Source organism: Streptomyces palmae (assembly GCF_004684805.1).
Classification (GTDB): Bacteria; Actinomycetota; Actinomycetes; order Streptomycetales; family Streptomycetaceae; genus Streptomyces; species Streptomyces palmae.
Map to the genome: position 1 here is coordinate 19,600 of NZ_SRID01000013.1, position 24,734 is coordinate 44,333.

The 24,734-nt window shown below is 72.8% G+C and carries 22 protein-coding genes and 1 CRISPR repeat array; of the genes, 15 read left to right on the forward strand and 7 right to left on the reverse strand.

The genetic code is table 11. From position 1 onward, the window contains the following. Positions 1-29: 29 nt before the first annotated feature. The 7 genes from casB to E4099_RS02930 all read left to right on the forward strand — a co-directional run bounded on the left by casB (position 30) and on the right by E4099_RS02930 (position 6,884). Positions 30-899, forward strand: coding sequence for a type I-E CRISPR-associated protein Cse2/CasB (gene casB, locus E4099_RS02900; RefSeq protein ID WP_135337303.1), 870 nt, complete (start codon positions 30-32; stop codon positions 897-899). 76 nt (positions 900-975) lie between these two features. Further along, the gene (gene cas7e, locus E4099_RS02905) at positions 976-2,166 is read left to right on the forward strand and encodes a type I-E CRISPR-associated protein Cas7/Cse4/CasC (RefSeq protein ID WP_135337304.1); all 1,191 of its coding nucleotides are present in this window, start codon (positions 976-978) and stop codon (positions 2,164-2,166) included. Then, positions 2,163-2,912, forward strand: coding sequence for a type I-E CRISPR-associated protein Cas5/CasD (gene cas5e / locus E4099_RS02910; RefSeq protein ID WP_135337305.1), 750 nt, complete (start codon positions 2,163-2,165; stop codon positions 2,910-2,912). The genes cas7e and cas5e overlap by 4 nt, the downstream gene beginning before the upstream one ends. An 8-nt stretch (positions 2,913-2,920) precedes the next feature. Then, on the forward strand, positions 2,921-3,691 hold the full coding sequence (gene cas6e, locus E4099_RS02915; RefSeq protein WP_135337306.1) for a type I-E CRISPR-associated protein Cas6/Cse3/CasE: 771 nt from the start codon (positions 2,921-2,923) through the stop codon (positions 3,689-3,691). A 4-nt stretch (positions 3,692-3,695) separates the two neighbouring features. Next, positions 3,696-4,640, forward strand: a complete 945-nt coding sequence (gene cas1e, locus E4099_RS02920) for a type I-E CRISPR-associated endonuclease Cas1e (RefSeq protein ID WP_135337307.1) — start codon at positions 3,696-3,698, stop codon at positions 4,638-4,640. Then, entirely contained in the window at positions 4,637-4,990 is a 354-nt protein-coding gene (gene cas2e, locus E4099_RS02925) for a type I-E CRISPR-associated endoribonuclease Cas2e (RefSeq protein WP_135337308.1), read from the forward strand. Before cas1e ends, cas2e begins: the two co-directional genes overlap by 4 nt. 107 nt (positions 4,991-5,097) lie before the next feature. Beyond that, positions 5,098-5,549: a CRISPR direct-repeat array (repeat unit 25 nt; unit sequence TCCCCGCGCATGCGGGGGTGGTCCC). Between the two features lie 261 nt (positions 5,550-5,810). After that, positions 5,811-6,884, forward strand: coding sequence for a polyprenyl synthetase family protein (locus E4099_RS02930; RefSeq protein WP_245244548.1), 1,074 nt, complete (start codon positions 5,811-5,813; stop codon positions 6,882-6,884). A gap of 139 nt (positions 6,885-7,023) precedes the next feature. On the opposite strand, the gene E4099_RS02935 is transcribed toward E4099_RS02930, so the two are convergent. Beyond that, positions 7,024-7,917 (reverse strand): LysR family transcriptional regulator, encoded by an 894-nt coding sequence (locus E4099_RS02935; RefSeq protein WP_135337309.1) that lies wholly within the window; start codon positions 7,915-7,917, stop codon positions 7,024-7,026. Positions 7,918-8,000: 83 nt separating this feature from the next. Here E4099_RS02935 and E4099_RS02940 point away from each other — a divergent pair, with 83 nt between their 5' ends. The 3 genes from E4099_RS02940 to E4099_RS02950 are packed head-to-tail and all read left to right on the forward strand — an operon-like array spanning position 8,001 to position 11,441. Then, on the forward strand, positions 8,001-8,705 hold the full coding sequence (locus E4099_RS02940; protein ID WP_135337310.1) for a succinate dehydrogenase cytochrome b subunit: 705 nt from the start codon (positions 8,001-8,003) through the stop codon (positions 8,703-8,705). 1 nt (position 8,706) lies between these two features. Beyond that, the gene (locus E4099_RS02945; protein WP_135337311.1) at positions 8,707-10,692 is read left to right on the forward strand and encodes a fumarate reductase/succinate dehydrogenase flavoprotein subunit; all 1,986 of its coding nucleotides are present in this window, start codon (positions 8,707-8,709) and stop codon (positions 10,690-10,692) included. Next, positions 10,689-11,441, forward strand: a complete 753-nt coding sequence (locus E4099_RS02950) for a succinate dehydrogenase/fumarate reductase iron-sulfur subunit (RefSeq protein ID WP_135337312.1) — start codon at positions 10,689-10,691, stop codon at positions 11,439-11,441. Before E4099_RS02945 ends, E4099_RS02950 begins: the two co-directional genes overlap by 4 nt. A gap of 148 nt (positions 11,442-11,589) precedes the next feature. Here E4099_RS02950 and E4099_RS02955 read toward each other — a convergent pair whose 3' ends face one another. The 6 genes from E4099_RS02955 to iolC form a co-directional block, all read right to left on the reverse strand. Continuing rightward, a complete protein-coding gene (locus E4099_RS02955) occupies positions 11,590-13,659 on the reverse strand; it encodes an FUSC family protein (RefSeq protein WP_135337313.1) in 2,070 nt (689 codons plus the stop codon). A 48-nt stretch (positions 13,660-13,707) separates the two neighbouring features. Continuing rightward, positions 13,708-15,201, reverse strand: coding sequence for a CoA-acylating methylmalonate-semialdehyde dehydrogenase (locus E4099_RS02960; protein WP_135337314.1), 1,494 nt, complete (start codon positions 15,199-15,201; stop codon positions 13,708-13,710). 20 nt (positions 15,202-15,221) lie between these two features. Continuing rightward, a complete protein-coding gene (iolD, locus tag E4099_RS02965; protein ID WP_135337315.1) occupies positions 15,222-17,138 on the reverse strand; it encodes a 3D-(3,5/4)-trihydroxycyclohexane-1,2-dione acylhydrolase (decyclizing) in 1,917 nt (638 codons plus the stop codon). Then, a complete protein-coding gene (gene iolB, locus E4099_RS02970) occupies positions 17,135-18,163 on the reverse strand; it encodes a 5-deoxy-glucuronate isomerase (protein ID WP_135337316.1) in 1,029 nt (342 codons plus the stop codon). The genes iolD and iolB overlap by 4 nt, the downstream gene beginning before the upstream one ends. Positions 18,164-18,384: 221 nt before the next feature. Next, positions 18,385-19,272 carry a Cgl0159 family (beta/alpha)8-fold protein gene (locus E4099_RS02975; RefSeq protein ID WP_135337317.1) on the reverse strand — a complete coding sequence of 296 codons (888 nt, stop codon included), beginning with the start codon at positions 19,270-19,272 and terminating at the stop codon, positions 18,385-18,387. A 57-nt stretch (positions 19,273-19,329) separates the two neighbouring features. After that, positions 19,330-20,283, reverse strand: coding sequence for a 5-dehydro-2-deoxygluconokinase (iolC, locus tag E4099_RS02980; RefSeq protein ID WP_135337318.1), 954 nt, complete (start codon positions 20,281-20,283; stop codon positions 19,330-19,332). Positions 20,284-20,577: 294 nt separating this feature from the next. On the opposite strand from iolC, the gene E4099_RS02985 reads away from it, so the two are divergent. The 5 genes from E4099_RS02985 to E4099_RS03005 all read left to right on the forward strand — a co-directional run bounded on the left by E4099_RS02985 (position 20,578) and on the right by E4099_RS03005 (position 24,623). Beyond that, entirely contained in the window at positions 20,578-21,483 is a 906-nt protein-coding gene (locus E4099_RS02985) for a sugar phosphate isomerase/epimerase family protein (RefSeq protein ID WP_135337319.1), read from the forward strand. 85 nt (positions 21,484-21,568) lie between these two features. After that, positions 21,569-22,588: a Gfo/Idh/MocA family protein gene (locus tag E4099_RS02990; RefSeq protein WP_135337320.1), complete on the forward strand. Its 1,020-nt coding sequence runs from the start codon at positions 21,569-21,571 to the stop codon at positions 22,586-22,588. Between the two features lie 45 nt (positions 22,589-22,633). Continuing rightward, positions 22,634-23,740: a Gfo/Idh/MocA family protein gene (locus tag E4099_RS02995; RefSeq protein ID WP_135337321.1), complete on the forward strand. Its 1,107-nt coding sequence runs from the start codon at positions 22,634-22,636 to the stop codon at positions 23,738-23,740. 198 nt (positions 23,741-23,938) lie between these two features. Continuing rightward, entirely contained in the window at positions 23,939-24,136 is a 198-nt protein-coding gene (locus E4099_RS03000; RefSeq protein ID WP_135337322.1) for a helix-turn-helix transcriptional regulator, read from the forward strand. A 184-nt stretch (positions 24,137-24,320) separates the two neighbouring features. After that, the gene (locus E4099_RS03005) at positions 24,321-24,623 is read left to right on the forward strand and encodes a heavy-metal-associated domain-containing protein (protein WP_135337323.1); all 303 of its coding nucleotides are present in this window, start codon (positions 24,321-24,323) and stop codon (positions 24,621-24,623) included. Positions 24,624-24,734: the final 111 nt, after the last annotated feature.

The window sequence follows — 24,734 nt, forward strand, 5'->3', positions numbered from 1 at the left end:
GTCGCACTATCCCCGTCAGGAGAACATCCATGACACCGAACGTTCCGGTAAGCGAGAGCAGCACGGACTCGGGTGGACGCGCCCTTCGTCTCTCCGGCACGGCCGTGGCTCAGGTCATCGGGCCCCTGCAGTCCGGTTACCAGCGGGACGACGCCTGGGCGGTCGCGGCCGTCGCCCGGTTGCGCCGGGAAGCCGGTCGGGACGCGTACGGCTCCCCCACCGCTTGGGGGCTGCACCATCTGGAGGTCCTGGCCGAACTCCGCGAGCGGCAGCGGACGACTGAACCGGAGGGCCCCGGCGCCGGGAAGGCCGCTGCCGCCTACTTCCGCTCCGGTCCGTACGTCCACCAGAAGGATCAGGAGCTCCGCGAGGACACCGCCGTCCATCTCGCCGTGACGCTGTGGGCTCTGCATCAGCAGTCCCTGCGGGATGAGCCGATGCACCTGGCCGGATGGCCGCTCGGCCGCTCCGTGCGCCGGCTCGCCCATGGGAAGTCCGGCACCCATGACGGCCGTCCGGCTGCCGCCGGGGACGCGGACACCGCCGCCGACACCCGCGGTTCGGCCCCGGAGCGGGTCGAGGACGTGAGTGAGGCCGTACGCAAACGCTTCGTACGGATCGGGAGCGCGTCGGACACGGAGGTCCTGGCAACGCGGCTGCGCGAGATGGTGCAGCTGCTGCGTCGTGCGCGCATCCCCCTCGACTACGCCCGCCTCGCCGATCAGCTCGTGCGGTGGCAGGACGAGAACACGCGGGACGACGTCCGCCGCCAGTGGGGCCGCGACTTCCACCGGCGCCACGGAGACTCCGCCTCGGCCCGCACAGGTGACGAGGGCACGGAGACCGGAGTGGACGAGGTGCCCGCGGGGGACTTCGAAGCGGACGACGCCGACTCCTGATCCCGGCCGCGCACTCTCCTCAGCCGTCTGTTCGGCTCCTTGCATTCCACCGGTGAACGAAAGAAGAGGAAGACCCGTGACCCGCACGATCCTCGATATCCACATCCTCCAGAACGTGCCCCCCAGCAACATGAACCGGGACGATACCGGAACACCCAAATCCGCTTTCTACGGCGGCGTGCGTCGGGCGCGGGTGTCGAGCCAGGCGTGGAAGCGCGCCACCCGCAGCCGGTTCAACGAGCTGCTGCCGCCGGAGGAGCTCGGCGTACGGACGAAGAAGGTGGTCGAGGCACTGGCGGAGCGCATCACCGCCCATGACCCCTCACTTGCCGAGACCGCCGCCGCACTCGCGGAGGAGGCCCTGCGGACGGCCACCGGCTCGTCCTTCGAGCCCTCGAAGCGGAAGAGCAAGGACGGCGAGGAGCCGGGGGTCTCCGAGTCCAAGTACCTGATGTTCCTCAGCCGTCGGCAGCTGGACGCACTGGCCGAGGTGGCGGTGGAGGCCAGTGGCGGCGGGGACGTCGCGACGCTCAAGAAGGCGTTCAAGGACAAGGAGCAGAAGGCCCGGGCGCGCAACGCGGTGGACACCCGGCACTCGGTGGACATCGCGCTCTTCGGGCGGATGGTCGCGGACTCCGCCGACCTCAACGTGGAGGCCGCCACGCAGGTGGCGCACGCGCTGAGCGTGCACCGGACGGACATCGAGTCGGACTACTACACGGCGGTGGACGACCGCAGCGGCGATTCCGAGTCGGGTGCCGGCATGATCGGTACGGTCGACTTCAACTCGGCGACGCTGTACCGGTACGCGGCGGTCGACGTCGACGAGCTCCAGCGCAATCTCGGTGTCGGCCTCAAGGAGAACGAGCCTCCGACCACGCCCGTCTCGAAGGCCGTCACCGCCTTCCTGGAGGCGTTCATCACCTCGCTGCCGACCGGGAAGATCAACTCGTTCGGCAACCACACCCTGCCCTCCGCCGTCATCGTCACGATGCGCGACCGGTGGCCGATCAGCTTCGTCGGCGCCTTCGAGGAGCCGGTACCGAAGTCCGCGTCGGGCGGATACCTGCGGGAGAGCTGCCGCAGGCTCGCCGCATACGTGCCCGACCTGGAGCGGCAGTACGGCCTCCAGGATCAGCGCAGCTGGGTGATGCGCGTGGGCGAGGAGACGCGGGCTCTGGCGGAGCTGGGCACCGCGGTGACCCTGTCCGCTCTGCTGGACGAGGTGGGAAGCGCGGTGGCCGAACGCCTGGAGTCCGGGGCATGACGGTGCTGCTGCTGCGTCTGGCCGGACCGCTGCAGGCGTGGGGTTCGGCGGCCCGGTTCGCACGCCGCACCACGGAGAACGCGCCGACCAAGAGCGGCGTGCTGGGTCTGCTGGCCGCCGCCGAAGGGCGCCCGCGCGGCGCGGACCTGTCCGACCTCGCGGCGCTGCGCTTCGGCGTTCGCATCGACCAACCCGGCATGCGGGTGCGGGACTTCCACAAGGCCCAGCACGCCGACTCCGGGCGTGTGATGCCGCTGTCGGACCGCTACTACCTGGCCGACGCGGTCTTCGTCGCCGGGGTCGAGGGTGATCCGGAGCTGATCCGGCGTCTGCACGCGGCCGCGGACGCCCCCCACTTCCTCCCGTACCTGGGACGGCGTTCCTGCCCGCCCTCCCTGCCTCTGCTGTTCCAGGGCTCACTCACCGACCAACCCCTGGAATCCGCGCTGCGTGATGCGCCCTGGCAGGCGTCGCGATGGTACGTCGGACAACTCGGCCATGGCGCAGCCGCCGCTCAGGCACCGGCCGCCCCGGAAGAGCTGGACGTCCTCGTGGACTGCCCCGCCGGCGAGACGCCCGACTTCTCGCTACGCGACACGCCCGTCTCCTTCGACCCCCGTCACCGGCAGTACGCCATGCGGGGCGTCCGGACCACGCATGTGGACGCCCCTCCGCACGATCCGACCGCGCACCTCCGCCGGGCCGCGCCGCCCGGCCACCCAGGCCTCGCCCCGGACGTCTCCTAGGACCACCGATGTACCTGACCCGATTCCGTTTCAACACCGCCAGATCCGAGGCGCGCCGGCTCCTCGGCTCACCGCACCGCCTGCACGGTGCCGTGAACATGGCGTTCCCCGAGCCCCCGGCACGTGATGGTGACGGCCCTCGAGTCCTGTGGCGGCTCGACCACACGTCAGCCGGTCGTGTCGACCTCTTCGTCTCCAGCCCCTCCCGGCCCGACCTCACCCACCTCGTCGAGCAGGCCGGTTGGCCCAGCCTGGGCCCGGAGGGGTGGACCACCTTCGCGTACGCCGAGTTCCTGGACGCCCTCCGGCAGGGCGACACCTGGGCGTTCCGCCTCACCGCCAACCCGGTGCACCACATCCGCCGGGAGTCCGATCCCCCGGGGGCGCCGACCAAGCGCGCCGCCCATGTCTCGACCCGCCACCAGATCGGCTGGCTGCTGAAGCACCAGGAGCGTGCGGGGTTCGCCGTGGTCCGCAGGCAGGCCGAGGACGGCTCCGACATGCCCGGTGAGGAGCACGAGGTCTACGAACTGATCGTGCACGACCGGACGCCCGTCCGCTTCGGCAAGCCCTCGGGCACGGGTCCTGCCGAGGTTCGAACCGGTGGAGTCCGCAACGGGCGTGCTCCAGCCGCCCCTGATGTGCGCTTCACCCGCGCCACCTATGACGGCAGGCTTCGGATCACCGACCTCACGGCATTCCGCCACACCCTGACCCACGGGCTGGGCAAGGCCAAGGCATACGGCTGCGGCCTGATGACACTGGCCCCGGTGCGGTGAAGCCGTGACCGCGGTCAGCAAGCGCGGTGCCTCCTCGCCCCGTGAACTCACCCGGGTCGGCGACCGGACCTCGTTCCTCTACCTGGAACGCTGCGCCGTCCACCGCGAGGACAACGCCATCACCGCCACCGACACGGACGGCGTCACCCACATCCCCTCGGCAACGATCGGCACCCTGCTGCTCGGCCCCGGGACACGCGTGACCCACCAGGCGATGGCGCTACTGGGTGACAGCGGCGCCGCGGTGGTCTGGGTGGGCGAACACGGCGTGCGGTACTACGCGGGCGGGCGCGCCCTGACCCGTTCCTCGGGGCTGGTCGAGGCGCAGGCCACGGCGTGGGCGAACCGCCGCACCCGGCTTGAGGTGGCGCGGGACATGTACCGATTGCGCTTCCCCGACGATGACCCTTCAGGCCGCACTCGCCAAGAGCTACTGCAGATGGAGGGCCGCCGGCTGAAGGAGTGCTACCGCCGGGAGTCCGCTCGCACCGGCGTACGGTGGGTGCGCCGCGAATACCACCAGGACGACTTCTCCGCCGCCGACGCCCCCAACCAGGGGGTGACGGCGGCGGCCCAGTGCATGTACGGCGTGGCCCACGCCGTGGTCGCCGCGCTGGGCTGCTCCCCTGGGCTCGGCTTCGTCCACTCCGGGCACGAGCGGTCCTTCGTGCTGGACATCGCCGACCTGTACAAGACGGAGATCGCGATCCCGGCCGCCTTCGACGCCGCGGCAGCGGGCGAGGACGACGTCCCGACCCGTACGCGACGAGCCCTGCGGGACCGTATCAACAGGGCTCGGCTCCTCGACCGCTGCGCGAACGACATCAAGAAGCTGCTTCGTTATGAGGCATCCGAGGCGGCCCTCGATGCGGACCACGTAGGGCTCGAGTCCGACGGCGGCCGGCTGCTGACCAGCGGACGCAACTACGGGGACGAGCCGCTCTGGTGACCGTGATCGTCCTCACCAACTGCCCGGCGGGCCTGCGCGGGTTCCTGACCCGATGGCTCCTGGAGATCTCTCCGGGCGTCTTCCTCGGCTCACCGTCGGCCCGCGTGCGCGATGTCCTCTGGAACGAAGTCCTCACGTACTCCGGCCAGGGCCGGGCGCTGCTCGCGTACACCACCGACAACGAGCAGGGCTTCACCTTTCGCACCCACGATCACTCCTGGCACCCCACGGACCACGAGGGCCTCACCCTCCTCCACCGCCCCGCGGCCCCGTCCCCAACCCGTCCCATTACCGAGCCACCACGCCAGGGGTGGAGCAAGGCGGCAAAGCGGCGAAGGTTCGGACGATGAGACGGAGGAAGGCTGGATCGGTATCCGTTATGACCCTTTGGCCCGAGTCTCGGGAAGTGAGTGAAACGGCCTGCGCGCGAGATGAACACGCAGGTCAGCTCCTGTGGTCCCCGCGCATGCGGGGGTGGTCCCTCGTAGTCCCCGCCCTTCAGCAGCCGGAGTGCGTGCTCCCCGCGCATGCGGGGGTGGTCCCCACCGCAGTCCGCCGGCGGGCCGAGAAGCTGAGTGCTCCCCGCGCATGCGGGGGTGGTCCCATGATCCGGACCGGCGCACTGGAAAAGCTGCTGTGCTCCCCGCGCACGCGGGGGTGGTCCCGCGGGCCGGGTGGTCTCGACCGGGAAGAACAGCTGGTCCCCGCTCATGCGGGGGTGGTCCCCAGACCGTGAACCTGGACCAGATTGGCGGCGAGTGGTCCCCGCGCATGCAGGGGTGGTCCCGTGGAGTTCCTCGCGGTGTGGTGTTCGACTTCGTGGTCCCCGCGCATGCGGGGGTAGTCCCTGCGGGTGCTCGCTGACACGGGCCAGGATGACGTGGTCCCCGCGCACGCCGGGGTGGCCCCGGCCCAGCGCGCCCCCGCGGCATGGCCATGGCCCCGAATGCGGGCTGGTGGTGAGCGCATATGCTGGTCAGAGACGTCTCGGCGCCGGTGCGCGGAGCATCGGGTGCGGCCGGGAACGGGGCCGGGGCGCCCGTGGTGCGCTGGTGCCGGGTAGGCCCGTCGGGCGGGAGTCTCCCCTTCCACGCGGCTGGGCACGGCCACGTCGACACCATCGGACGGCGCCGCCGAGGGCGTCCTCTTCGCCATGCCAGGGAGTGTGCAGTGAGTGTGACCGAGCCCCCGTCGTCCGGCGCCCCGGACGCCGCCGCCCCCGGTGAGCTGCGTGCCGCGATGCTGGAGCGGGTGGAGGCCCGGCTGGCCGGTTTCCTCGCCGGGGAGCGGCGGGAGTGGGCGGAGCTGAACCCGGACGCGGTGGAGCTGGTGGACTGCGTGGCCCACATGGTGGCCAGCGGCGGCAAGCGGCTGCGCCCCTCGTTCTGCATCGCCGCCTATCTGGCCGCCGGGGGCGATCCGGCCTCCGATCAGGCGGTGGACGCCGCCGCCGCGCTGGAGCTGCTGCACACCTCCGCGCTGCTGCACGATGACGTGTTCGACGCCTCCGAGCTGCGTCGGAACGAGCCGACCGCCCATATGCGGCACGCCACCCTGCACACCGATCGCGGCTGGCACGGGGAGGCCCGGCGGTACGGCGAGAGTGTCGCGATCCTGGCGGGCAACCTGGGCCTGGTCTACGCGCAGCGGCTGATGGACGGCTCCTCGCCGCATGCCCGGCGGGTCTGGGGCGAGCTGTGCACCGAGCTGATGGTGGGCCAGTTCCTGGACGTGCGGGCCGCGGCCCGGTTCCAGCCGGATGTGCCGCTGGCCCGTTGGATCGCCCTGTTCAAGTCCGGCCGCTACACGGTCTCCCGGCCGCTCGCCCTCGGTGCGGCGCTGGCCGGCGGGTCGCCGCGGCTGCTGGCGGCCTTCGAGGAGTACGGGCTGGCGGTCGGCGAGGCGTTCCAGCTCCGTGACGACCTGCTGGACGCCTTCGGCAGCGCCGAGGTCACCGGCAAGCCGGCCCGGCTGGACTTCAAGCAGCACAAGATGACCCTGCTGATGTCCTTCGCGCTGAGTGACGAGCCGGAGGTACGCGCGCTGGTCGGCGACGACCTGCCGGGCACCGACCCCGACGAGCTGCACGCGCTGCTGATCCGCACGGGGATCCGTGACCGGGTCGAGGCGGTCATCGCCGAGCGGCTCAAGGTCGCCGACGAGGCGGTCTCGACGGCACTGCCCCCTGCGTGGGCGGCCCAGCTGCACGCGATGGCACAGGCGGCGGTCTACCGCGAGAAGTAAGTAGCGCGGGTGGGGTGGGGAAGGCCGCACCGCCGGCTCCCCACGCCCGGCCGCACCGCCGCGCCGCCGGCGCCGGCCACCCGCGGCCTCAGGTACGGGCTCCCTCGGCCCAGCCGGGCGCGCCACCCGACACCCCGGGTCAGTCGGGGGTCGGCAGGTGTTCCAGGAGGACCCGGCGCAGTTCGCGGGCGGCGCGGGTGGGGGCGACGTCCTTGCGGTGGGCGAGGGCGATGGTGCGGCGCATGCCCTCCTTGGGGGCGAACGGGGTGATCCGCAGTCCGGAGCGGGCGGCCACCATGCCGGGTACCACGGCGAGGCCGAGATCGGCGCGTACGAAGCCCAGTACGGCGTCCATCTCGCCGCCGGCCACCGTGAAGGTGGGTTCGAAGCCGGCCGCCTGGCAGGCGGCGGTGGTGAACTCCCGCAGGTCGTAGCCGCGGCGGAACATCACCATGGGCAGCCCGCGCAGGTCGGCGACCCGGATTCGGCGGTGCCGCACCGGGGGCGGTGCGGTCGGCGCGGAGACCACCACCAGGTCCTCGCGGAGCAGCTCGGTGGTGGCCAGGGCGGGGGCGCCGCCGGCCAGCGGGGTGATGATCAGCGCCAGGTCCAGTCCGCCCGCGGCCAGGCTGCGGACCAGGTCCTGGGAGCCGCCCTCGTCGATGAGCAGTTCGATGCCCGGGTAGCGCTCGTGGTAGGTGCGCAGCACGTCGGGGACCAGGCTGGCGCAGAGGCTGGGGGGCGCGCCGAGCCGGACCCGGCCGCGGCGCAGCTGGGCGACCTCCTGCACCTCGCGGTGGGCGGTTTCGGTGTCAGCCAGGATCTGCCGGGCGAGCGGCAGCAGCGCCTCACCCGCGTCGGTGAGCGTGATGTTGCCGCGGGCGCGGTGGAAGAGTTCGGCGCCCAGTTCGCGTTCGAGGGCGCGGATCTGCTGCGAGAGCGAGGGCTGGGCGACGTGCAGCAGCTCCGCGGCGCGGGTGAAGTGACGGGTGTCCGCGACGGCGGCGAAGTAGCGGAGCTGTTGCAGTTGCATCCATGGATGATAGGCCCCGCCTATGGAATCCAGCTGCTTCATGTCTTGGACTTATCGCGGTCGGGTTTCTTAACGTCGTGTCCATGGCATTGGCGACGCGGCCGGATCGAAGGCCGTCCCTTCCCCGTTCCGTGTGGCGGTCGACCGTGGGCAAGAAGGCGGTCATGGCCGCCACCGGTCTGATCATGTTGGCGTACCTCCTCGCCCATCTGCTGGGCAACCTGAAGATCTTCTTCGGGGCCGGGGAGTTCAACGCGTACGCCCACTGGCTGCACGTCATCGGCGAACCGTTCATGCACCGGGACTGGGTCCTGTGGATCGTCCGGGTGGGGCTGGCCGCCTCGGTGGTGCTGCACGGCGTGGCGGCCTACCAGCTGAGCCGGCGCGACCTGGCCGCCCGGCCCCAGGGCTACCAACACCAGCGGCGGCGGGCCAGCTACGCCACCCGCACCATGCGCTGGGGCGGGGTGATCCTGGGCCTGTTCGTCGTGTGGCACCTGCTGGACCTGACCACGCTGACCGTCAACGAGAACGCCGAGCCGGGGCATCCGTACGAGAACGTGGTGGCCACCTTCTCCACCTGGTACGGCAACACCATCTACATCACCGCGATGCTCGCCCTCGGATTCCACATCCGGCACGGGTTCTGGAGCGCCGCGCAGACCCTCGGCGCCGGCAGCCCGCGCCGCGACCGTGCCCTGAAGACCGCGGCCAATGCGCTGGCAGCCGTGTTGACCTGCGGCTTCATCTCCATTCCCATCGGCGTGATGACCGGAGTCGTGAGCTGAGATGAGCACCGCCGAAGCATCCCTGGCAGTCGAGGACGGCCCGGGCGGCTACACCGAGTACACCGTCGGCGAGCCGCTGGTGGACACCAAGGCGCCCCCGGGGCCGGTCGAGGAGCGCTGGGACCGCCGCCGCTTCGAGGCCAAGCTGGTGAACCCGGCCAACCGCCGCGGGTACACGGTGATCGTGGTCGGCACCGGTCTGGCGGGCGGCGCGGCCGGCGCCACCCTGGCCGAACAGGGCTACCACGTGGTGCAGTTCTGCTACCAGGACTCACCGCGCCGGGCGCACTCCATCGCCGCGCAGGGCGGTATCAACGCGGCCAAGAACTACCGCAACGACGGTGACTCGGTCCGCCGGCTCTTCTACGACACCGTCAAGGGCGGCGACTTCCGCGCCCGCGAGTCCAATGTGCACCGGCTGGCCCAGGTCTCGGTGGAGATCATCGACCAGTGCGTGGCCCAGGGGGTGCCGTTCGCCCGCGAGTACGGGGGGCTGCTGGACACCCGTTCGTTCGGCGGGGTGCAGGTCTCCCGTACCTTCTACGCCCGCGGCCAGACCGGCCAGCAGCTGCTGCTCGGCGCCTACCAGGCGCTGTCCCGGCAGATCGCCGCCGGGAACGTGGAGATGCACCCGCGCACCGAGATGCTGGACCTGATCGTCATCGACGGGCGGGCCCGCGGCATCGTCGCCCGCGACCTGGTCACCGGCGAGATATCCAGCCACTTCGCGGACGCGGTGGTGCTGGCCTCGGGCGGCTACGGCAATGTCTTCCACCTCTCCACCAACGCCAAGAACTCCAACGCCACCGCCGTCTGGCGGGCGCATCGGCGCGGCGCCCACTTCGCCAACCCGTGCTTCACCCAGATCCACCCGACCTGCATACCGCGCTCCGGCGACCACCAGTCGAAGCTGACGCTGATGAGCGAGTCGCTGCGCAACGACGGCCGGATCTGGGTGCCCAAGGCCAAGGGCGACACCCGGCCGCCGAACGAGATCCCGGAGCAGGAGCGGGACTACTACCTGGAGCGGATCTACCCCTCTTTCGGCAATCTGGTGCCGCGCGACATCGCCTCCCGGGCCGCGAAGAACGTGTGCGACGAGGGCCGCGGTGTGGGCCCCGGCGGGCAGGGCGTCTACCTGGACTTCGCGGACGCCATCGCCCGGCTGGGGCGGGACGCGGTGGAGGCCAGGTACGGCAACCTCTTCGAGATGTACCAGCGGATCACCGCCGAGGACCCGTACCGGGTGCCGATGCGCATCTATCCGGCGATCCACTACACGATGGGCGGGCTGTGGGTGGACTACGACCTGCAGACCACGGTGCCCGGGCTGTTCGCGATCGGTGAGGCCAACTTCTCCGACCACGGCGCCAACCGGCTCGGCGCCTCCGCCCTGATGCAGGGGCTGGCCGACGGCTACTTCGTGCTGCCGGCCACCCTCGGCGACTACCTGGCCCGCCATCCGCACAGCGAGGTCGACCCGCGGCACCCGGCCGCCCTCGCCGCCGAGCAGGAGGTCACCGACCGGCTGAACCGGCTGCTGGCCAGCGACGGCGACCGCACCCCGGAGTCCTTCCACCGGGAGCTGGGCGAGCTGCTGTGGGACGAGTGCGGGATGGCCCGCACCGAGAGCGGGCTGCGCAAGGCGCTGGACCGGATCCCGGCGCTGCGCGAGGAGTTCTGGCGGCGGATCAAGGTGCCGGGCAGCGGCCAGGAGCTCAACCAGTCCCTGGAGAAGGCCAACCGCGTCGTCGACTACCTGGAGCTGGCAGAGCTGATGTGCCTCGACGCGCTGCACCGCACCGAGTCCTGCGGCGGGCACTTCCGCGAGGAGAGCCAGACGCCGGAGGGCGAGGCGGCGCGCCGGGACGAGGAGTTCTGCTACGCCGCCGCCTGGGAGTTCCGCGGTGTCGGCCGCCCGCCGGTGCTCCACCGTGAAGAGCTGGTCTTCGAGTACGTCCACCCCACCCAGCGGAGTTACGCATGAGGCTCACCCTGCGGATCTGGCGCCAGCGCGGCCCCGAGGAGCCGGGCGCCATGACCGAGTACCAGGTCGACGGCATCGTCCCGGAGATGTCCTTCCTGGAGATGCTCGACCAGCTCAACGAGCACCTGATCCTCTCCGGCGAGGAGCCGGTGGCCTTCGACCACGACTGCCGCGAGGGTATCTGCGGCGCCTGCGGCATGGTCATCAACGGGCAGGCGCACGGACCCGAGCGGACCACCACCTGCCAGCTGCACATGCGGCACTTCTCGGACGGCGACACCATCGATGTGGAGCCCTGGCGGGCCGCCGCCTTCCCGGTGGTCAAGGATTTGGTGGTGGACCGGTCGGCGTTCGACCGGATCATCGGCTCCGGCGGCTATGTGACGGTGCCCACCGGCTCCGCGCCGGAGGCGCACGCCACCCCGGTGCCCAAGCCGGTCGCCGACACCGCCTTCGAGCATGCCGAGTGCATCGGCTGCGGGGCCTGTGTGGCGGCCTGCCCCAACGGTTCGGCGATGCTGTTCACCTCGGCCAAGGTGGTGCACCTCAACGTGCTGCCGCAGGGTGCGCCGGAGCGGGAGTCGCGGGTGCTGGACATGGTGGAGACGATGGACTCCGAGGGCTTCGGCGGCTGCACCAACACCGGTGAGTGCGCGGTCGCCTGCCCCAAGGGGATTCCACTCACGGCGATCTCGACGATGAACCGCGAGTTCCTGCGGGCGCAGTTGCGTGGCGGACGTAAGGGCTGACCCGGCGTTCCGCTGCGGGCCGGCTGCGGCCATCGCGCAGTTCCTCCCCCAGACTCCGTCCGGGGTGACCCCCGCGCCCCAAAGGGGCGCGGGGAACTGCGCGATCAGCCACCCACAACCGGCAGCCGACAGCGCACCCGTACGCGCCTCAGCGCTCCCCACCCGGGGGCAACGCCGCCGCCACATCCGACAACGCTTCGGTGAGAAGTTCCGCCCCGCGCAGTGCCACCCCCGGCTCCTCCCCCGCCTCCCGCTGCCAGCGCTCCAGGGCCGCCTCCACCGCCGCCCAGTCCAACGGCTCGCTGAGCCGTACCGCCCGGGTCGCCGCCGGCAGGCACTCCCGCAGGGCCTCGGTGAACTCCTCGGCCCCCGGGTCGGGCGGCACGTCCCGCGCCGGCAGGTGCGCCGCCAGCAGTACGGCGACCCGGGCCATGGCGTCCACCGCGGAGCCCGCCTCATGGGCCGATTCGCGGGTGAGGTCCGGGTGGGGTACGGGCTCCCGCTCGGCGCGGGACAGGCTGTCCTCCCAGGTCGCACGGGCCGCCCGGGAGGTCAGCTGGGCCTCCCTCACCTGGCGGGGGCGGCGTTCGGCGGGGCGGGCGTAGGCGTCCAGGACCGCGGTGGTGAACCGGCCGGTGGCGGCCAGCCGCTCGGCGAGCCGGTCCCGGAGCAGCGGGGTCTCCCAGGCGGGGAAGAGGGCGTAGGCGGCCATCGCCAGCAGGCCGCCCAGCAGGGTGAGCGCCACCCTGGCCAGCACCGTCTGCGACCAGCCCTCCCCCGCGATGCCCAGCAGGAAGACCACATAGCCGCTGACGCAGGCGGAGGTGACCACGAACCCGGTGCGGATCAGCAGGTAGAAGGCCCCCGCGCAGGCCACCGCGAGCACCGCGCTGGGGTGCGGGCCGGGGTGGGCCAGCGCCATGATCAGGCCGCTGACCAGCACCCCGATCACGGTGCCGGCGAAGCGGCCGACCCCGCGGGAGTAGGTGCGGGCGAAGTCGGGGCGCATCACCATCACCGAGGTCAGCGGCGCCCAGTAGCCGTGGCCCCAGGGCAGCGCGGCGCCCAGCACATAGCCGCAGCAGGTCACCGCGGACAGCCGCACCGCGTGCCGGAAGATCGGTGAGGACGGGCGGGCCTGGTGGAGGAGCCGGTTCAGCGCCGCGGTGACCGTGCCGGGGCCGGTGGGTCTGGGCAGATGGCGGTACCGGCCGTCCGCGCCGACCGCCTCCACCGGGCCCTGGGTGGCCTCGACCACCTCGCCGACCAGGGCCATCAGCCGGAGCGCGGCGCGGCGGGCGGCGCCGTCCAGCATCGGCCCGCCGGCCGGCATCTCCAGGGCGGCCATGGCCTGCGGCGGCAGCCGTACCGTCTCGCCGCGCCGTACCGCGTGCGCCACCGCGTCCAGCACCGCGCCGGTGGCGGCCAGCAGGTCGCGCACCCGGTCCCGTTGCGGGCCGAAGGGCGGGGCGCCGACCACCGGATCGGCCAGCGAGGCGAGCAGCGGGCGGATGCGTTCGGCCAGGCCGCGGAAGCCGGCCAGCTGGCTGGGGCGGGTGCGGGCCTGGCGCGGGGTGAGCGCGGCGGCGCGGCGGGCCTCCATCAGGGGTTGCGGGTCGAAGGGGGCCTGGGGGTCGTGCCGCAGTCGGCGGGCGTAGTCGGCGACGGCGGCCAGCGCGTCGGCGAGCGCGTCGCGCTGCCTGCCCCAGGGCCGTACCGGGAAGAGGACGATCAACGCGGCCTGGACGACGCCGCCGAGGGCGATCAGCGCGGCGTGGTCCAGTGCGCCGCGCACCGAGGTGGGCAGGGTGACGGTGACCAGCATCACCGCGACCATCTGGGTGGCCACCAGGCCGGAGACCGGGCCGATGGCCCAGGCCATGCCGGTGAGGAGGGTCCACACGGCCAGCATGGCCACGAAGACCGCGGTGTGCGCCCCGGCCAGGTAGCCGAGGAAGGTGCTGATCCCCAGGCCCGCGGCGACGGCCAGGGCGAGGGCGGGGCGGGGCCGCCAGCTGCGCTGGAAGGTGACGGCCCCGGAGGCGAAGGCGCCGAAGGCCGAGGCGACCGCCAGCTGCGGGGAGCCCAGCCACAGGGTGAATCCGATGACCAGGGCCACCCCGCAGGCGCAGCGCAGGGCGACCAGTGGCTCGAGCCGGCCCCGCTCGATGCCCAGCCCGGTCTGCGCGGCTTCCCTCAGCGCCCGTGCCCAGCCCATACGCCGCAGCGTACGGCCCGTACGCCGCGGCGGCCGGGCGGCGCGGGCTCAGTGGTTGCGCGGGAAGCCCAGGTTGATGCCGCCGTCGCTGGGGTCGGGCCAGCGGGTGGTGACGACCTTGCCGCGGGTGTAGAAGTGCACGCCGTCGTTGCCGTAGATGTGGTGGTCGCCGAAGAGCGAGTCCTTCCAGCCACCGAAGGAGTGGTAGCCGACCGGGACCGGGATCGGCACGTTGACGCCGACCATGCCGGCCTCCACCTCCAGCTGGAAGCGGCGGGCGGCGCCGCCGTCCCGGGTGAAGATCGCGGTGCCGTTGCCCCACCTGGAGGAGTTGATCAGCTCGATGGCCTCCTCGTAGGTCTCGGCGCGGACCACGCAGAGCACCGGGCCGAAGATCTCGTCCTGGTAGGCGTCGGCGGTGGTGGGCACCTTGTCCAGCAGCGAGACGCCGATGAAGAAGCCGTTCTCGTGGCCCTCGACGGTGTGGCCGGTGCCGTCCACCACGACCTCGGCACCCTGGGCGGCGGCGCCGTGCACGTAGGAGGCGACCTTGTCCCGGTGCTCGCGGGTGATCAGCGGGCCCATCTCGGAGGTCGGGTCGGTGCCGGGGCCGATCTTCAGCCGGGTGGCCCGGTCGGCGATCCGCTTGACCAGTTCGTCGCCGATGGAGCCGACCGCGACGACCACCGAGACGGCCATGCAGCGCTCGCCGGCCGAGCCGTAGGCGGCGTTGATGGCGTTGTCGGCGGCCACGTCCAGGTCCGCGTCGGGCAGCACCAGCATGTGGTTCTTGGCGCCACCGAGCGCCTGCACCCGCTTGCCGTGCTCGACGGCCTTGGCCTGGATGTACTTGGCGATCGGGGTGGAGCCGACGAAGCTGACCGCGGCCACGTCCGGGTGCTCCAGCAGCCGGTCCACGGCGATCTTGTCACCGTGGACGACGTTGAGCACGCCCTCCGGTACGCCCGCCTCGGCGGCCAGCTCGGCCAGCAGGACGGAGGCCGAGGGGTCCTTCTCGCTGGGCTTGAGGACGAAGGTGTTGCCGCAGGCGATGGCCACCGGGAACATCCACAGCGGCACCATGGCCGGGAAGTTGAACGGGGTGATGCCGGCCACCACGCCCAGCGGCTGGCGGATCGAGGCCACGTCCACGCCGCCCGAGACCTGGGTGGACAGCTCGCCCTTGAGCTTGTGGCTGATGGCGCAGGCCAGTTCGACGATCTCCAGGCCGCGGGCCACCTCGCCGAGCGCGTCGGAGTGCACCTTGCCGTGCTCGGCGGTGATCAGCGCGGCGATGTCGTCCTTGCGGGCTTCCAGCAGCTCGCGGTAGCGGAACAGGATGGCGGTCCGCTTGGCCAGCGAGGTGGTGCCCCAGGAGCGGTACGCCTCCTTGGCGGCGGCCACGGCGGCGTCCACCTCGGCCACGGAGGCCAGCGCCACCTGGGTGTCCTGGGCGCCGGTGGCCGGGTTGTAGACGGGCCCGAAGTTCCCGGACGCGCCCTCGACGGACGTACCACCGATCCAGTGGTTGACGGTCTTCATGGCTGAGCCCTTTCTGTCGGTCACAGGTGGCGGCGGCGGGCGGCGACCTGGCGGTCATAGGCCGCGCGGGCTTCGACCGCGGCCTGCCGGGTCGCGGTCCGGGCGACGGGCACATCCCACCACGCCTGGGCAGCGGGCGCGCCCGGCACTGTGTCGGCTGTTCGGGTCTCCACATAGACACATGCGGGGTGCTGTGCGGCGCGTGCGGTGGAGAGTGCCTGGCGCAGTTCGTCGACGGTGCCGGCGCGCAGGACGTCCATGCCGAGCGAGGCGGCGTTGGCGGCCAGGTCGACCGGCAGCGGGTCGCCGGTGAAGCGGCCCTCGGCGTCCCGGAAGCGGTAGGCGGTGCCGAAGCGTTCGCCGCCGGTCGCCTCGGAGAGGCCGCCGATGGAGGCGTAGCCGTGGTTCTGCAGCAGCACGATCTTGATGGGCAGGCCCTCCTGTACGGCGGTGACGATCTCGGTGGGCATCATCAGATACGTACCGTCGCCGACCAGGGCCCACACCGGGCGGTCCGGGGCGGCGAGTTGCACCCCGATGGCGGCCGGGATCTCGTAGCCCATGCAGGAGTAGCCGTACTCCAGGTGGTACTGCCGCCGGGACCGGGCGCGCCAGAGCTTGTGCAGGTCGCCGGGGAGCGAGCCGGCCGCGTTGATGATCACGTCCCGCTCGTCGACCACCGCGTCCAGGGCGCCCAGCACCTGGCTCTGGGACGGCCGCACCGAGGGGTCGGGGGCGGCGTAGGCGGCGTCCACCCGGGCCTCCCAGCGCTCCTTGGCGGCCTGGTGCTCGGCGGTGTAGCCGGGGTCGACCCGATGGCCGGCCAGCTCCCGGGCCAGGGCCCGCAGACCGGCGCGGGCGTCGGCCACCAGGGCGGTGGCGGCGAGCTTGTGGGCGTCGAAGGCGGCGGTGTTCAGGTTGACGAAGCGCACGCCGGGGTGGGCGAAGAGGGTGGCGGAGGCGGTGGTGAAGTCGGTGTAGCGGGTGCCGACGCCGATCACCAGGTCGGCGGTGCGCGCCAGGTCGTCGGCGACCGCGGTGCCGGTGTGCCCGATGCCGCCGACGTCGGCGGGGTGGTCGTGGCGCAGTGCGCCCTTGCCGGCCTGGGTGGAGGCCACCGGGATGCCGGTGGCCTCGGCCAGCTCCCGCAGCGCCTCCTCGGCCTCGCTGTGGTGCACCCCGCCGCCGGCGACGATCAGCGGCCGGCGGGCGGCGCGCACCGCGCGGACCGCCTCGGCGAGCGCGGCCGGGTCCGGTTCGGGGCGGTGCACCCGCCAGACGCGGTCGGCAAAGAACTCCTCGGGCCAGTCGAACGCCTCGGCCTGCACGTCCTGCGGCAGGGCCAGGGTGACGGCCCCGGTGTCGACCGGGTCGGTCAGCACCCGCATGGCCTGGAGGGCGGCGGGGATCAGCGCCTCGGGGCGGTGGATCCGGTCGAAGTAGCGGGAGACCGGCCGCAGGCAGTCGTTGACCGAGACATCTCCCGCGTACGGGACCTCCAGCTGCTGGAGCACCGGGTCGGCGGGGCGGGTGGCGAAGGTGTCGCCGGGCAGCAGCAGCACCGGCAGGTGGTTGATGGTGGCCAGGGCGGCGCCGGTGACCAGGTTGGTGGCGCCGGGGCCGATGGAGGTGGTGACCGCCTGGGCGGAGAGCCGGTCGGACTGCCGGGCGAAGCCCACCGCGGCGTGCACCATGGCCTGTTCGTTGCGGCCCTGGAGGTAGGGCAGGGTGTCCGGTCCCGACTCCAGCAGGGCCTGGCCGATGCCGGCGACGTTGCCATGGCCGAAGATGCCCCAGCAGGCGGCGATCAGCCGGCGGCGGTGTCCGTCCCGCTCGGTGTACTGGTGGCCCAGGAACTCCACCAGGGCCTGGGCGACGGTCAGCCGCCGGGTGCCCCGGGCGGCGGAAGGCGCGGCGGGGGACGTGGGGGAGGTCATCGGGCGTCTCCGGTGGGTGCGGTGTAGCGGGGCAGCCGGGGGTCGACCGGCTGGTCGGGCCAGGTGCCGCGGATCCAGGCGTGCTCCGGGTGGTCGCAGATCAGCCAGGCCCGCTCGGGTCCAGGGCCGGCCATCACGTTGAGGTAGTACATGTCGTGCCCGGGGGCGGCGATGGACGGGCCGTGCCAGCCGTCCGGGATCAGCACGGTGTCCCCGTCACGCACCTCGGCGAGCAGTTCGCTGCCGCGGCCCCGGCCGGAGGAGGAGACCCGCTGGTAGCCGAGGCCGGGCCCGCCGTGCGGCGCGGGGGCGATCTCGAAGTAGTAGATCTCCTCCAACTCGGATTCCTCGCCGGGGCGGCGCTCGTCGTGCTTGTGCGGCGGGTAGGAGGACCAGTTGCCGCCGGGGGTGAGCACCTCCACGGCGATCAGCCGGTCGCAGTCGAAGACGTCCGCCGCGGCGAAGTTGTTGACCTGCCGGGAGCAGCCGCCGCTGCCGCGCAGCTCCACCGGGACCGCGGAGGCGGGCTGGTAGCGGGCGGGCAGCACCCGCTCGCAGCGGGCGCCGGCCAGGGCGAACCGCCCACCGGCGGCGCTGTCGATCCGGGCCTCGGCATCGCGCGGCAGATAGGCGAAGTCGGTGACCCCGCTGAACACATCGGCCCGGCCGTGCAGTTCGAATTCCTGCTGACCGGTGCGGACGGTGCAGCCGCCGCGCAGCGGCAGCACGATCCACTCGCTGTCACCGGTGCGGAAGGAGTGGCCGCCGCCGGGCGGCAGCCCCAGCACCCGCAGGGCCGAATAGCCCCAGCCGGCCCGTTCCGGGTCCACCCGCACGGCGTACGGGCCGTCCGCGGCCCGGCCGGCGGCCAGATGAAGCTCGCCGGGTCCGGCGGTCCTGTCGGTGCTGTTGGTCTTGGTGGTGCGGTCGGTCTTGTCGGTGCTGTTGGTCTCGGTGGTGCGGTCGGTCTTGGCGGTGCTGTCGGTCTTGGCGGTGCTGTCGGTGCTGTCGGTGCCGGCTGTCATGGCGAAAGCCTCCCCAAGGGTCGGTACGGGCCGTACGGCCGGATGTGCCGGTCACGGGGCGTACGGGGTGGTCGGTGGGCGCTCGGGGCGTACGAGGCGTACGGGGGGTGAAGCGAGGGGTGTCCGTCTGCGCGGGGATCCGTACTCGCGGGGTGTACTGACGGGGTGTGCCCGTACGCGTGGGGTGTGCCCGTACTCCTGGGGTTTCCATGCCGCTCCCCTCAGAGCAGGCCGACCGCGGTGTCCACGGCGTCCTCCACCGTGCCGTCCGCCGGATAGAGCAGCGAACGCCCCACCACCAGGCCCTGCACCGTCGGCAGCCGCAGCGCGGTGCGCCACCGCTCGTAGGCCTCCTGCTGTTCCCGGGCGGTGCCGCCCACGTCGCCGCCGAGCAGCACCGCGGGCAGGGTGGAGGTCTCCATCACCGCGGCCATCTCCGCCGCGTCCCGGGTGACCGGCACCTTCAGCCAGGTGTAGGCGGAGGTGCCGGCGAGGCCCGAGGCGATGGCGATGGAGCGGGTGACGGCCTCGGCGGTCAGCTCGTTGACCACCCGGCCGCCGGTGCGCCGGCAGATGAACGGCTCCACGAAGACGGGCAGCCGGTGTTCCGCCATGGCGTCGATGGCGCGGGCCGCGGTCGCCATGGTGGTGAGCGAGCCGGGGTCGGTGTAGTCGATGCGCAGCAGCAGTTTGCCCGCGTCGAAGCGGAGCCGGGTGAGGTCTTCCGGCCGGTGGCCGGTGAAGCGGTCGTCCAGTTCGAAGGCGGCGCCGGCCAGTCCGCCGCGGTTCATCGAGCCCATCACCACCTTGCCCTCCAGGGCGCCGAGCAGCAGCAGGTCCTCCAGGATGTCGGCGGTGGCCAGCACCCCGTCCACCCCGGGGCGGGCCAGTGACCGGCACAGCCGCTCCAGCAGATCCCGCCGGTTGGCCATGGCCAGCCGGCGGTTGCCGACGGACAGCGCGCCGCGCCCCGGATGGTCGGCGGCGATGATCATCAGCCGACCGCTCTCGCCGATCAGCGGCCGGCGCACCCGGCGGGCGGCCGCCTCCGCGATGGCCTCCGGGTGCCGGGCGCGCACGGTGACCAGGTCGGGGATGCTGATGCTCAAGTGGGGGCTCCTTGGCTGGGGGATGCGGGGCGCCGGCACGTGGGGCAGGTGTGGCGGTCAGTCGCCGAGCACGGCGTGCACCTCGGCGTCGGTGGGCATCGCGGAGGAGCAGGCCAGGCGGGAGGCGACGATGGCGCCGGCCGCGTTGGCGTACCGCACCGCGCGCTCCAGGTCCCAGTCGGCGAGCAGGCCGTGGCAGAGCGCGCCGCCGAACGCGTCGCCCGCGCCGAGCCCGTTGACCACCTCGACCGGCACCGGCGGGACCTCGGCGACGGCCCCGTCCCGATGCACGGCGAGGACCCCCTTGGGCCCCTGTTTGACGACGGCGAGTTCCACCCCCGCGTCCAGCAGGGCCTGGGCGCAGGCGGCCGGTTCGCGCAGGCCGGTGGCGATCTCGCACTCGTCCACATTGCCCACCGCGACGGTGGCGTACCGCAGCGCCTGGGCGTAGTGGCGGCGGGCCTGCTCCGGGTCGGCCCAGAACATGGGGCGCCAGTCCAGGTCGAACACGGTGGTGCCGGCGCGGTCCCGGGCGGCCAGCGCGGCCAGGGTGCTGGTGCGGCTGGGTTCCTCGCACAGCCCGGTGCCGGTGACCCAGAAGACCCGTGCGGCGCCGATCGCCTCCAGGTCCAGCTCCTCGGGGTGGATCTCCAGGTCGGGGGCCTTGGGCCGGCGGTAGAAGTAGAGCGGGAAGTCGTCCGGCGGGAAGATCTCGCAGAAGGTGACCGGCGTGGGGTAGGCGGCGACCGGGGTGACCCAGCGGTCGTCCACGCCGAACTCGCGCAGCGCCTGGTGGAGGTAGTCGCCGAAGGGGTCGGCCCCGGTCCGCGTGATCACCGCGCTGCGCCGGCCGAGGCGGGCCGCGGCCACCGCGACATTGGTGGCCGATCCGCCGAGGAACTTGCCGAAGGTCTCCACCCGGGCCAGCGGCACCCCGATCTGCAGCGGGTAGATGTCCACCCCGATCCGTCCCATGGTGATCAGGTCGTACGGGTCGTGCGGCGCGCTCATACTGCCCCTTCCGGTCCCTGGGATGCGCTCCGGGCGGCGTACCGCGCCGCCGCTGGTCGCGGCGGCGGCACCTCAGGTCTAGAGGCCGCCCGCCGAGCCTGTCAAGGATTTGTCCTTACATACGGACGTCCATACGGCAATCCCCCGATGCCGAAACCTCGACGGCCCGGCGGATCGAAGCGCGCCCGGCGCCGGGCCACCTGACCTTACGTCCGTATGTCCTGACCTACCCTTGACGCCCGCCCACCCGGCCGGTGAAGCTGCCGACACGACCGGCGAGAGGAGCCCGTGGCGATGACTGCCGCTTCCCTGGACCGCATCAGGATCGGCTCGGCCCCCGACTCCTGGGGTGTGTGGTTCCCCGACGATCCCCAGCAGGTCCCCTGGCCACGCTTCCTGGACGAGGTCGCCGAGGCGGGCTACGCCTGGATCGAACTGGGCCCGTACGGCTATCTGCCGACCGACCCCGCCCGACTCGCCGAGGAGACCGCCCGGCGCGGGCTGAGCGTCTCGGCCGGCACCGTCTTCACCGCCCTGCACCGGGGCCCCGCGGTCTGGGACGCCACCTGGGCCCATGTCTCCGAGGTCGCCGCGCTCACCCGGGCCATGGGCGCCCGGCACCTGGTCGTCATCCCGTCCTTCTGGCGGGACGACAAGACCGCCGAGCTGATCGAGGCCCCGGAGCTGACCGCCGAGCAGTGGCGGCTGCTGGCCACCGGCACGGAGCGGCTGGGACGCGAGGTGAAGGAGCGCTACGGCCTGGACATCGTGGTGCACCCGCACGCCGACACCCATATCGACACCGAGGAGAACGTCGCCCGCTTCCTGGACGCCACCGACCCGGAGCTGGTGCGCCTGTGCCTGGACACCGGGCACTACGCCTACTGCGGGGGCGACAGCGTCAAGCTGATCGAGACCTACGGGGAGCGGATCGGCTACCTCCACCTCAAGCAGGTCGATCCGGCGGTCCTGGCCGAGGTGGTCCGGGACGGGGTGCCGTTCGGGCCCGCCGTGCGGCGCGGGGTGATGTGCGAGCCGCCCGCCGGGATCCCGGCCCTGGAACCGGTGCTGACCGCGGCCCAGGGGCTGGACGCCGATCTGTTCGCCATCGTGGAACAGGACATGTACCCCTGCCCGCCCGACCAGCCGCTGCCCATCGCCCGGCGCACCCGGCGCTATCTGCGCGGCTGCGGGGCCTGACCGCGCCCCGCCGCCGGGAACGGCCCGGGTCGGACCCGGCCGCGGGGCGTACGCACCACCGCGAGAGCACAAGGAGAGAACGTCCATGACCCAGCAGGGCACGCTCGGCGTCGCCGTCATCGGCACCGGCCGGATGGGCGCCGACCACGTACGCCGGATCGACGAGGTGATCAGCGGGGCGCGGGTGGCCGCGGTGGTCGACATCGACGCGGAGCGGGTCAAGTCCGTCGCGGACCGGATCGAGGGCTGCGCGGCGTACACCGACCCGGCCGCCGCGATGGCCGCCGCCGAGGTGGACGCGGTGCTGGTGGCCAGCCCCGGACCGGCCCACGAGGCCGCGCTGCTGGAGGCCTTTCGGCACGATCTGCCGGTGCTGTGCGAGAAGCCGCTCACCCCGGACGCCGCCTCCGCGCTGCGGGTGCTGGAGGCCGAGCAGCGCCTGGGGCACCGGCGGGTGCAGGTGGGTTTCATGCGCCGGTACGACCCGGAGTTCGCCCGGCTCAAGGAGCTGCTGGACAGCGGGGAGCTGGGCCGCCCGCTGCTGCTGCACTGCCGGCACCGCAACGCCTCGGTGCCCTCCTTCTTCACCGAGCCCATGCTCGTCAACGACTCGGTGGTGCACGAGATGGACCAGTCCCGCTGGCTGCTGGGGCAGGAGATCACCGCGGTACGGGTGCTGCGGCCCCGGCCCAGCGCGCACGCCCCGGCGGGGATCGGCGATCCGCAGCTGGTGATCTTCGAGACCGACGGCGGGGTGCTGGTGGACGTGGAGATCTTCGCCAACTGCGGCTTCGGCTACCAGGTGCAGGCCGAGGCGGTCTGCGAGCGGGGCACCGCCCGGATCGGCGAGTCGCACCAGATGCTGGTCAACCGTGCCGGAGGCTGGGGAGGCGAGATCGCGCAGGACTTCGTGGCCCGCTTCCGGGAGGCGTACGACCGGCAGGTGCAGGCCTGGGTGGACGCCACCCGGCGCGGCGAGGTCCAGGGCCCCAGCGCCTGGGACGGCTATGCGGCGGCCGCGGTCTGCGAGGCCGGGGTGCGCGCGCAGGCCACCGGGGAGCGGGTCACCGTGGAGTTGGCCGAGCGGCCCGCCCTCTACCGCTGACGCCGGCGGTGGCGCCGGTGGACCCTTCGTCGGACGGGAGCTGAGATGCGGGTGGGACTGCTGGGAGCGGGCCGGATCGGCTCCTTCCACGCGGCCGCGCTGGCGGCGGTGCCGGGCGTGGAGGCGCTGCTGATCGGCGACGCGGAGCCGGAGCGGGCCCTCCGGCTGGCCGCCCACCTCGGCCCTCCCGCCACGCCCACGGGCGGCGCGCAAGTGGCTCCCGCGGCGGGCGCGGCCGCGGTACTCGCGGGGAGCGTGGACGCGGTCTTCGCGGCGGGTGTGGACGCGGTGGTGATCACCGCCGCCACCGCCGCGCACGCCGAACTCATCGTGCGGGCCGCCCGCGCCGGGCTGCCCGTGTACTGCGAGAAGCCCATCGCCCCGGACCTGGCCGGCACCGAGTGGGCGCTGCGGGAGGTGGCGGCGGCCGGCACCTGGCTCCAGGTGGGTTTCCAGCGGCGCTTCGACGCCGGGTACCTGGCGGCGCGGCAGGCCTACCGCTCCGGGCGGCTGGGGCGGGTGCACACCGTCCGCACCGTCACCTCGGACGCCGCGCCCCCGCCACCCGGCTTCCTGCCGCACTCCGGCGGTCTGATCCGGGACTGCCTGGTGCACGACTTCGACGCGGTGCGCTGGCTGACCGGGCGCGAGGTGGTGGAGGTCTACGCGGTGGGCAGCGACACCGGTGGGGCGGACGCCTTCCGGGCGGCCGGCGATGTGCACACCGCGGCGGTCCTGCTCACCCTGGACGACGGCACCCTGGTCAGCTCCACCGCGACCCGCTACAACGGCGCCGGGTACGACGTGCGGATGGAGTTGTCCGGGGAGCGCGACCAGTGGGTGGTCGGGCTGGACGCCCGTACGCCCTTCACCTCCGCCGAGCCAGGTGGCCCCGCCGCCCCCGCACACCCGTGGCCCGGCTTCCTTGAGCGCTTCGCGGACGCCTACCGGGCCGAACTCGCCGCCTTCCTGGCAGCGGTACGCGGCCAGGGCCCCAACCCCTGCCCCGGGCAGCAGGCGCTGGCCGCCCTGCTGGTGGCCGAGGCGGGCGAGCTGTCCCGGCGGGAGCGCCGCCCGGTGTCCCCGGCCGAGATCGCGCGGCGCATGGCGGATCCGGCAGAGCAGGGCGGGGTCCCCGACCAGGTGGATTGACACACTTGTCCGGACTGTTACATATCCATGGCTGATGTCACGGTTATGCGGAACTTCCGTTACAGGCGCTTAACAGCACCCTTCTTCCCGTCACGATTCGCCGCCCTTCGGGCACAGGCTGTGGGGTCGACAGCGATCACGCCGCGACGCCCACCGGCCTCCGGCCGAGTCCGCGGCGCCGGCAGGAAGGCACGGGAGATGACCGACCGCAAGCTCTGGTCGTACAAGGAGATCGCCGCACACATCGGCGTACAGACCGACACGGTGCGGTCCTATCGCAAGCACGGCCATCTGCCGCCTCCCGACCACGTGGAGGGCGGCAAGCCCTACTGGTACGCGGACACGGTGCGGAGCTGGGTGGCACGCCGCCCCGGCAACCGGTCCCGACGGGAGTGAAGCCGGCCCTCGCGGGATCCGGCCACACCCCCACACGGGCCCGACCCGCCGCGCCGCCACGAACCGGCGAGGGGAGATGACTTCATACCCCCTAGGGGTATAGAGTTCCTCATGTCGGAGCCGAGGGGGCAACCCCCAGGACTCCCGACACACCCATGCGTATCCACTCTCACAGGAGACAGCCATGAGCACCGAGGCCAACACCGGTTCCTGCTGCACCACCGACGGTTCCTGCGGCGGCTCCGGGACGGCGGCCGGCACCGAGTCCGGCACCGTCACCACCGTCTACCAGGTGACCGGCATGACCTGCGGCCACTGCGAGGGCGCGATCTCCCAGGAGATCTCCGCCATCGAGGGCGTCAGCTCGGTGCAGGCGGTCGCGGCGACCGGGAAGGTGACCGTCGTCTCCGCGTCGGCCCTGGACGACGAGGCGATCCGCGCCGCCGTGGACGAGGCCGGCTACGAGCTCGCCGGCCGCGCCTCCTGACGACCGCCACCGCATCGCGACGGGCACCCCGGTACCCCACCGGGCCGTACCGCCACCGGCGGTACGGCCCGGCGCCGTTTCACCGACCCCCGGCCACCCCCGCACCGACCC

Excerpts from the sequence above, each read along its gene's own strand:
- casB (WP_135337303.1), top strand. The coding sequence starts at position 30 with ATGACACCGAACGTTCCGGTAAGCGAGAGCAGCACGGACTCGGGTGGA.
- cas5e (WP_135337305.1), top strand. The coding sequence starts at position 2,163 with ATGACGGTGCTGCTGCTGCGTCTGGCCGGACCGCTGCAGGCGTGGGGT.
- cas6e (WP_135337306.1), top strand. The coding sequence starts at position 2,921 with ATGTACCTGACCCGATTCCGTTTCAACACCGCCAGATCCGAGGCGCGC.
- E4099_RS02935 (WP_135337309.1), bottom strand. The coding sequence starts at position 7,917 with ATGCAACTGCAACAGCTCCGCTACTTCGCCGCCGTCGCGGACACCCGT.
- E4099_RS02940 (WP_135337310.1), top strand. The coding sequence starts at position 8,001 with ATGGCATTGGCGACGCGGCCGGATCGAAGGCCGTCCCTTCCCCGTTCC.
- E4099_RS02945 (WP_135337311.1), top strand. The coding sequence starts at position 8,707 with ATGAGCACCGCCGAAGCATCCCTGGCAGTCGAGGACGGCCCGGGCGGC.
- E4099_RS02950 (WP_135337312.1), top strand. The coding sequence starts at position 10,689 with ATGAGGCTCACCCTGCGGATCTGGCGCCAGCGCGGCCCCGAGGAGCCG.
- E4099_RS02955 (WP_135337313.1), bottom strand. The coding sequence starts at position 13,659 with ATGGGCTGGGCACGGGCGCTGAGGGAAGCCGCGCAGACCGGGCTGGGC.
- E4099_RS02960 (WP_135337314.1), bottom strand. The coding sequence starts at position 15,201 with ATGAAGACCGTCAACCACTGGATCGGTGGTACGTCCGTCGAGGGCGCG.
- iolD (WP_135337315.1), bottom strand. The coding sequence starts at position 17,138 with ATGACCTCCCCCACGTCCCCCGCCGCGCCTTCCGCCGCCCGGGGCACC.
- iolB (WP_135337316.1), bottom strand. The coding sequence starts at position 18,163 with ATGACAGCCGGCACCGACAGCACCGACAGCACCGCCAAGACCGACAGC.
- iolC (WP_135337318.1), bottom strand. The coding sequence starts at position 20,283 with ATGAGCGCGCCGCACGACCCGTACGACCTGATCACCATGGGACGGATC.
- E4099_RS02985 (WP_135337319.1), top strand. The coding sequence starts at position 20,578 with ATGACTGCCGCTTCCCTGGACCGCATCAGGATCGGCTCGGCCCCCGAC.
- E4099_RS02990 (WP_135337320.1), top strand. The coding sequence starts at position 21,569 with ATGACCCAGCAGGGCACGCTCGGCGTCGCCGTCATCGGCACCGGCCGG.
- E4099_RS02995 (WP_135337321.1), top strand. The coding sequence starts at position 22,634 with ATGCGGGTGGGACTGCTGGGAGCGGGCCGGATCGGCTCCTTCCACGCG.
- E4099_RS03000 (WP_135337322.1), top strand. The coding sequence starts at position 23,939 with ATGACCGACCGCAAGCTCTGGTCGTACAAGGAGATCGCCGCACACATC.
- E4099_RS03005 (WP_135337323.1), top strand. The coding sequence starts at position 24,321 with ATGAGCACCGAGGCCAACACCGGTTCCTGCTGCACCACCGACGGTTCC.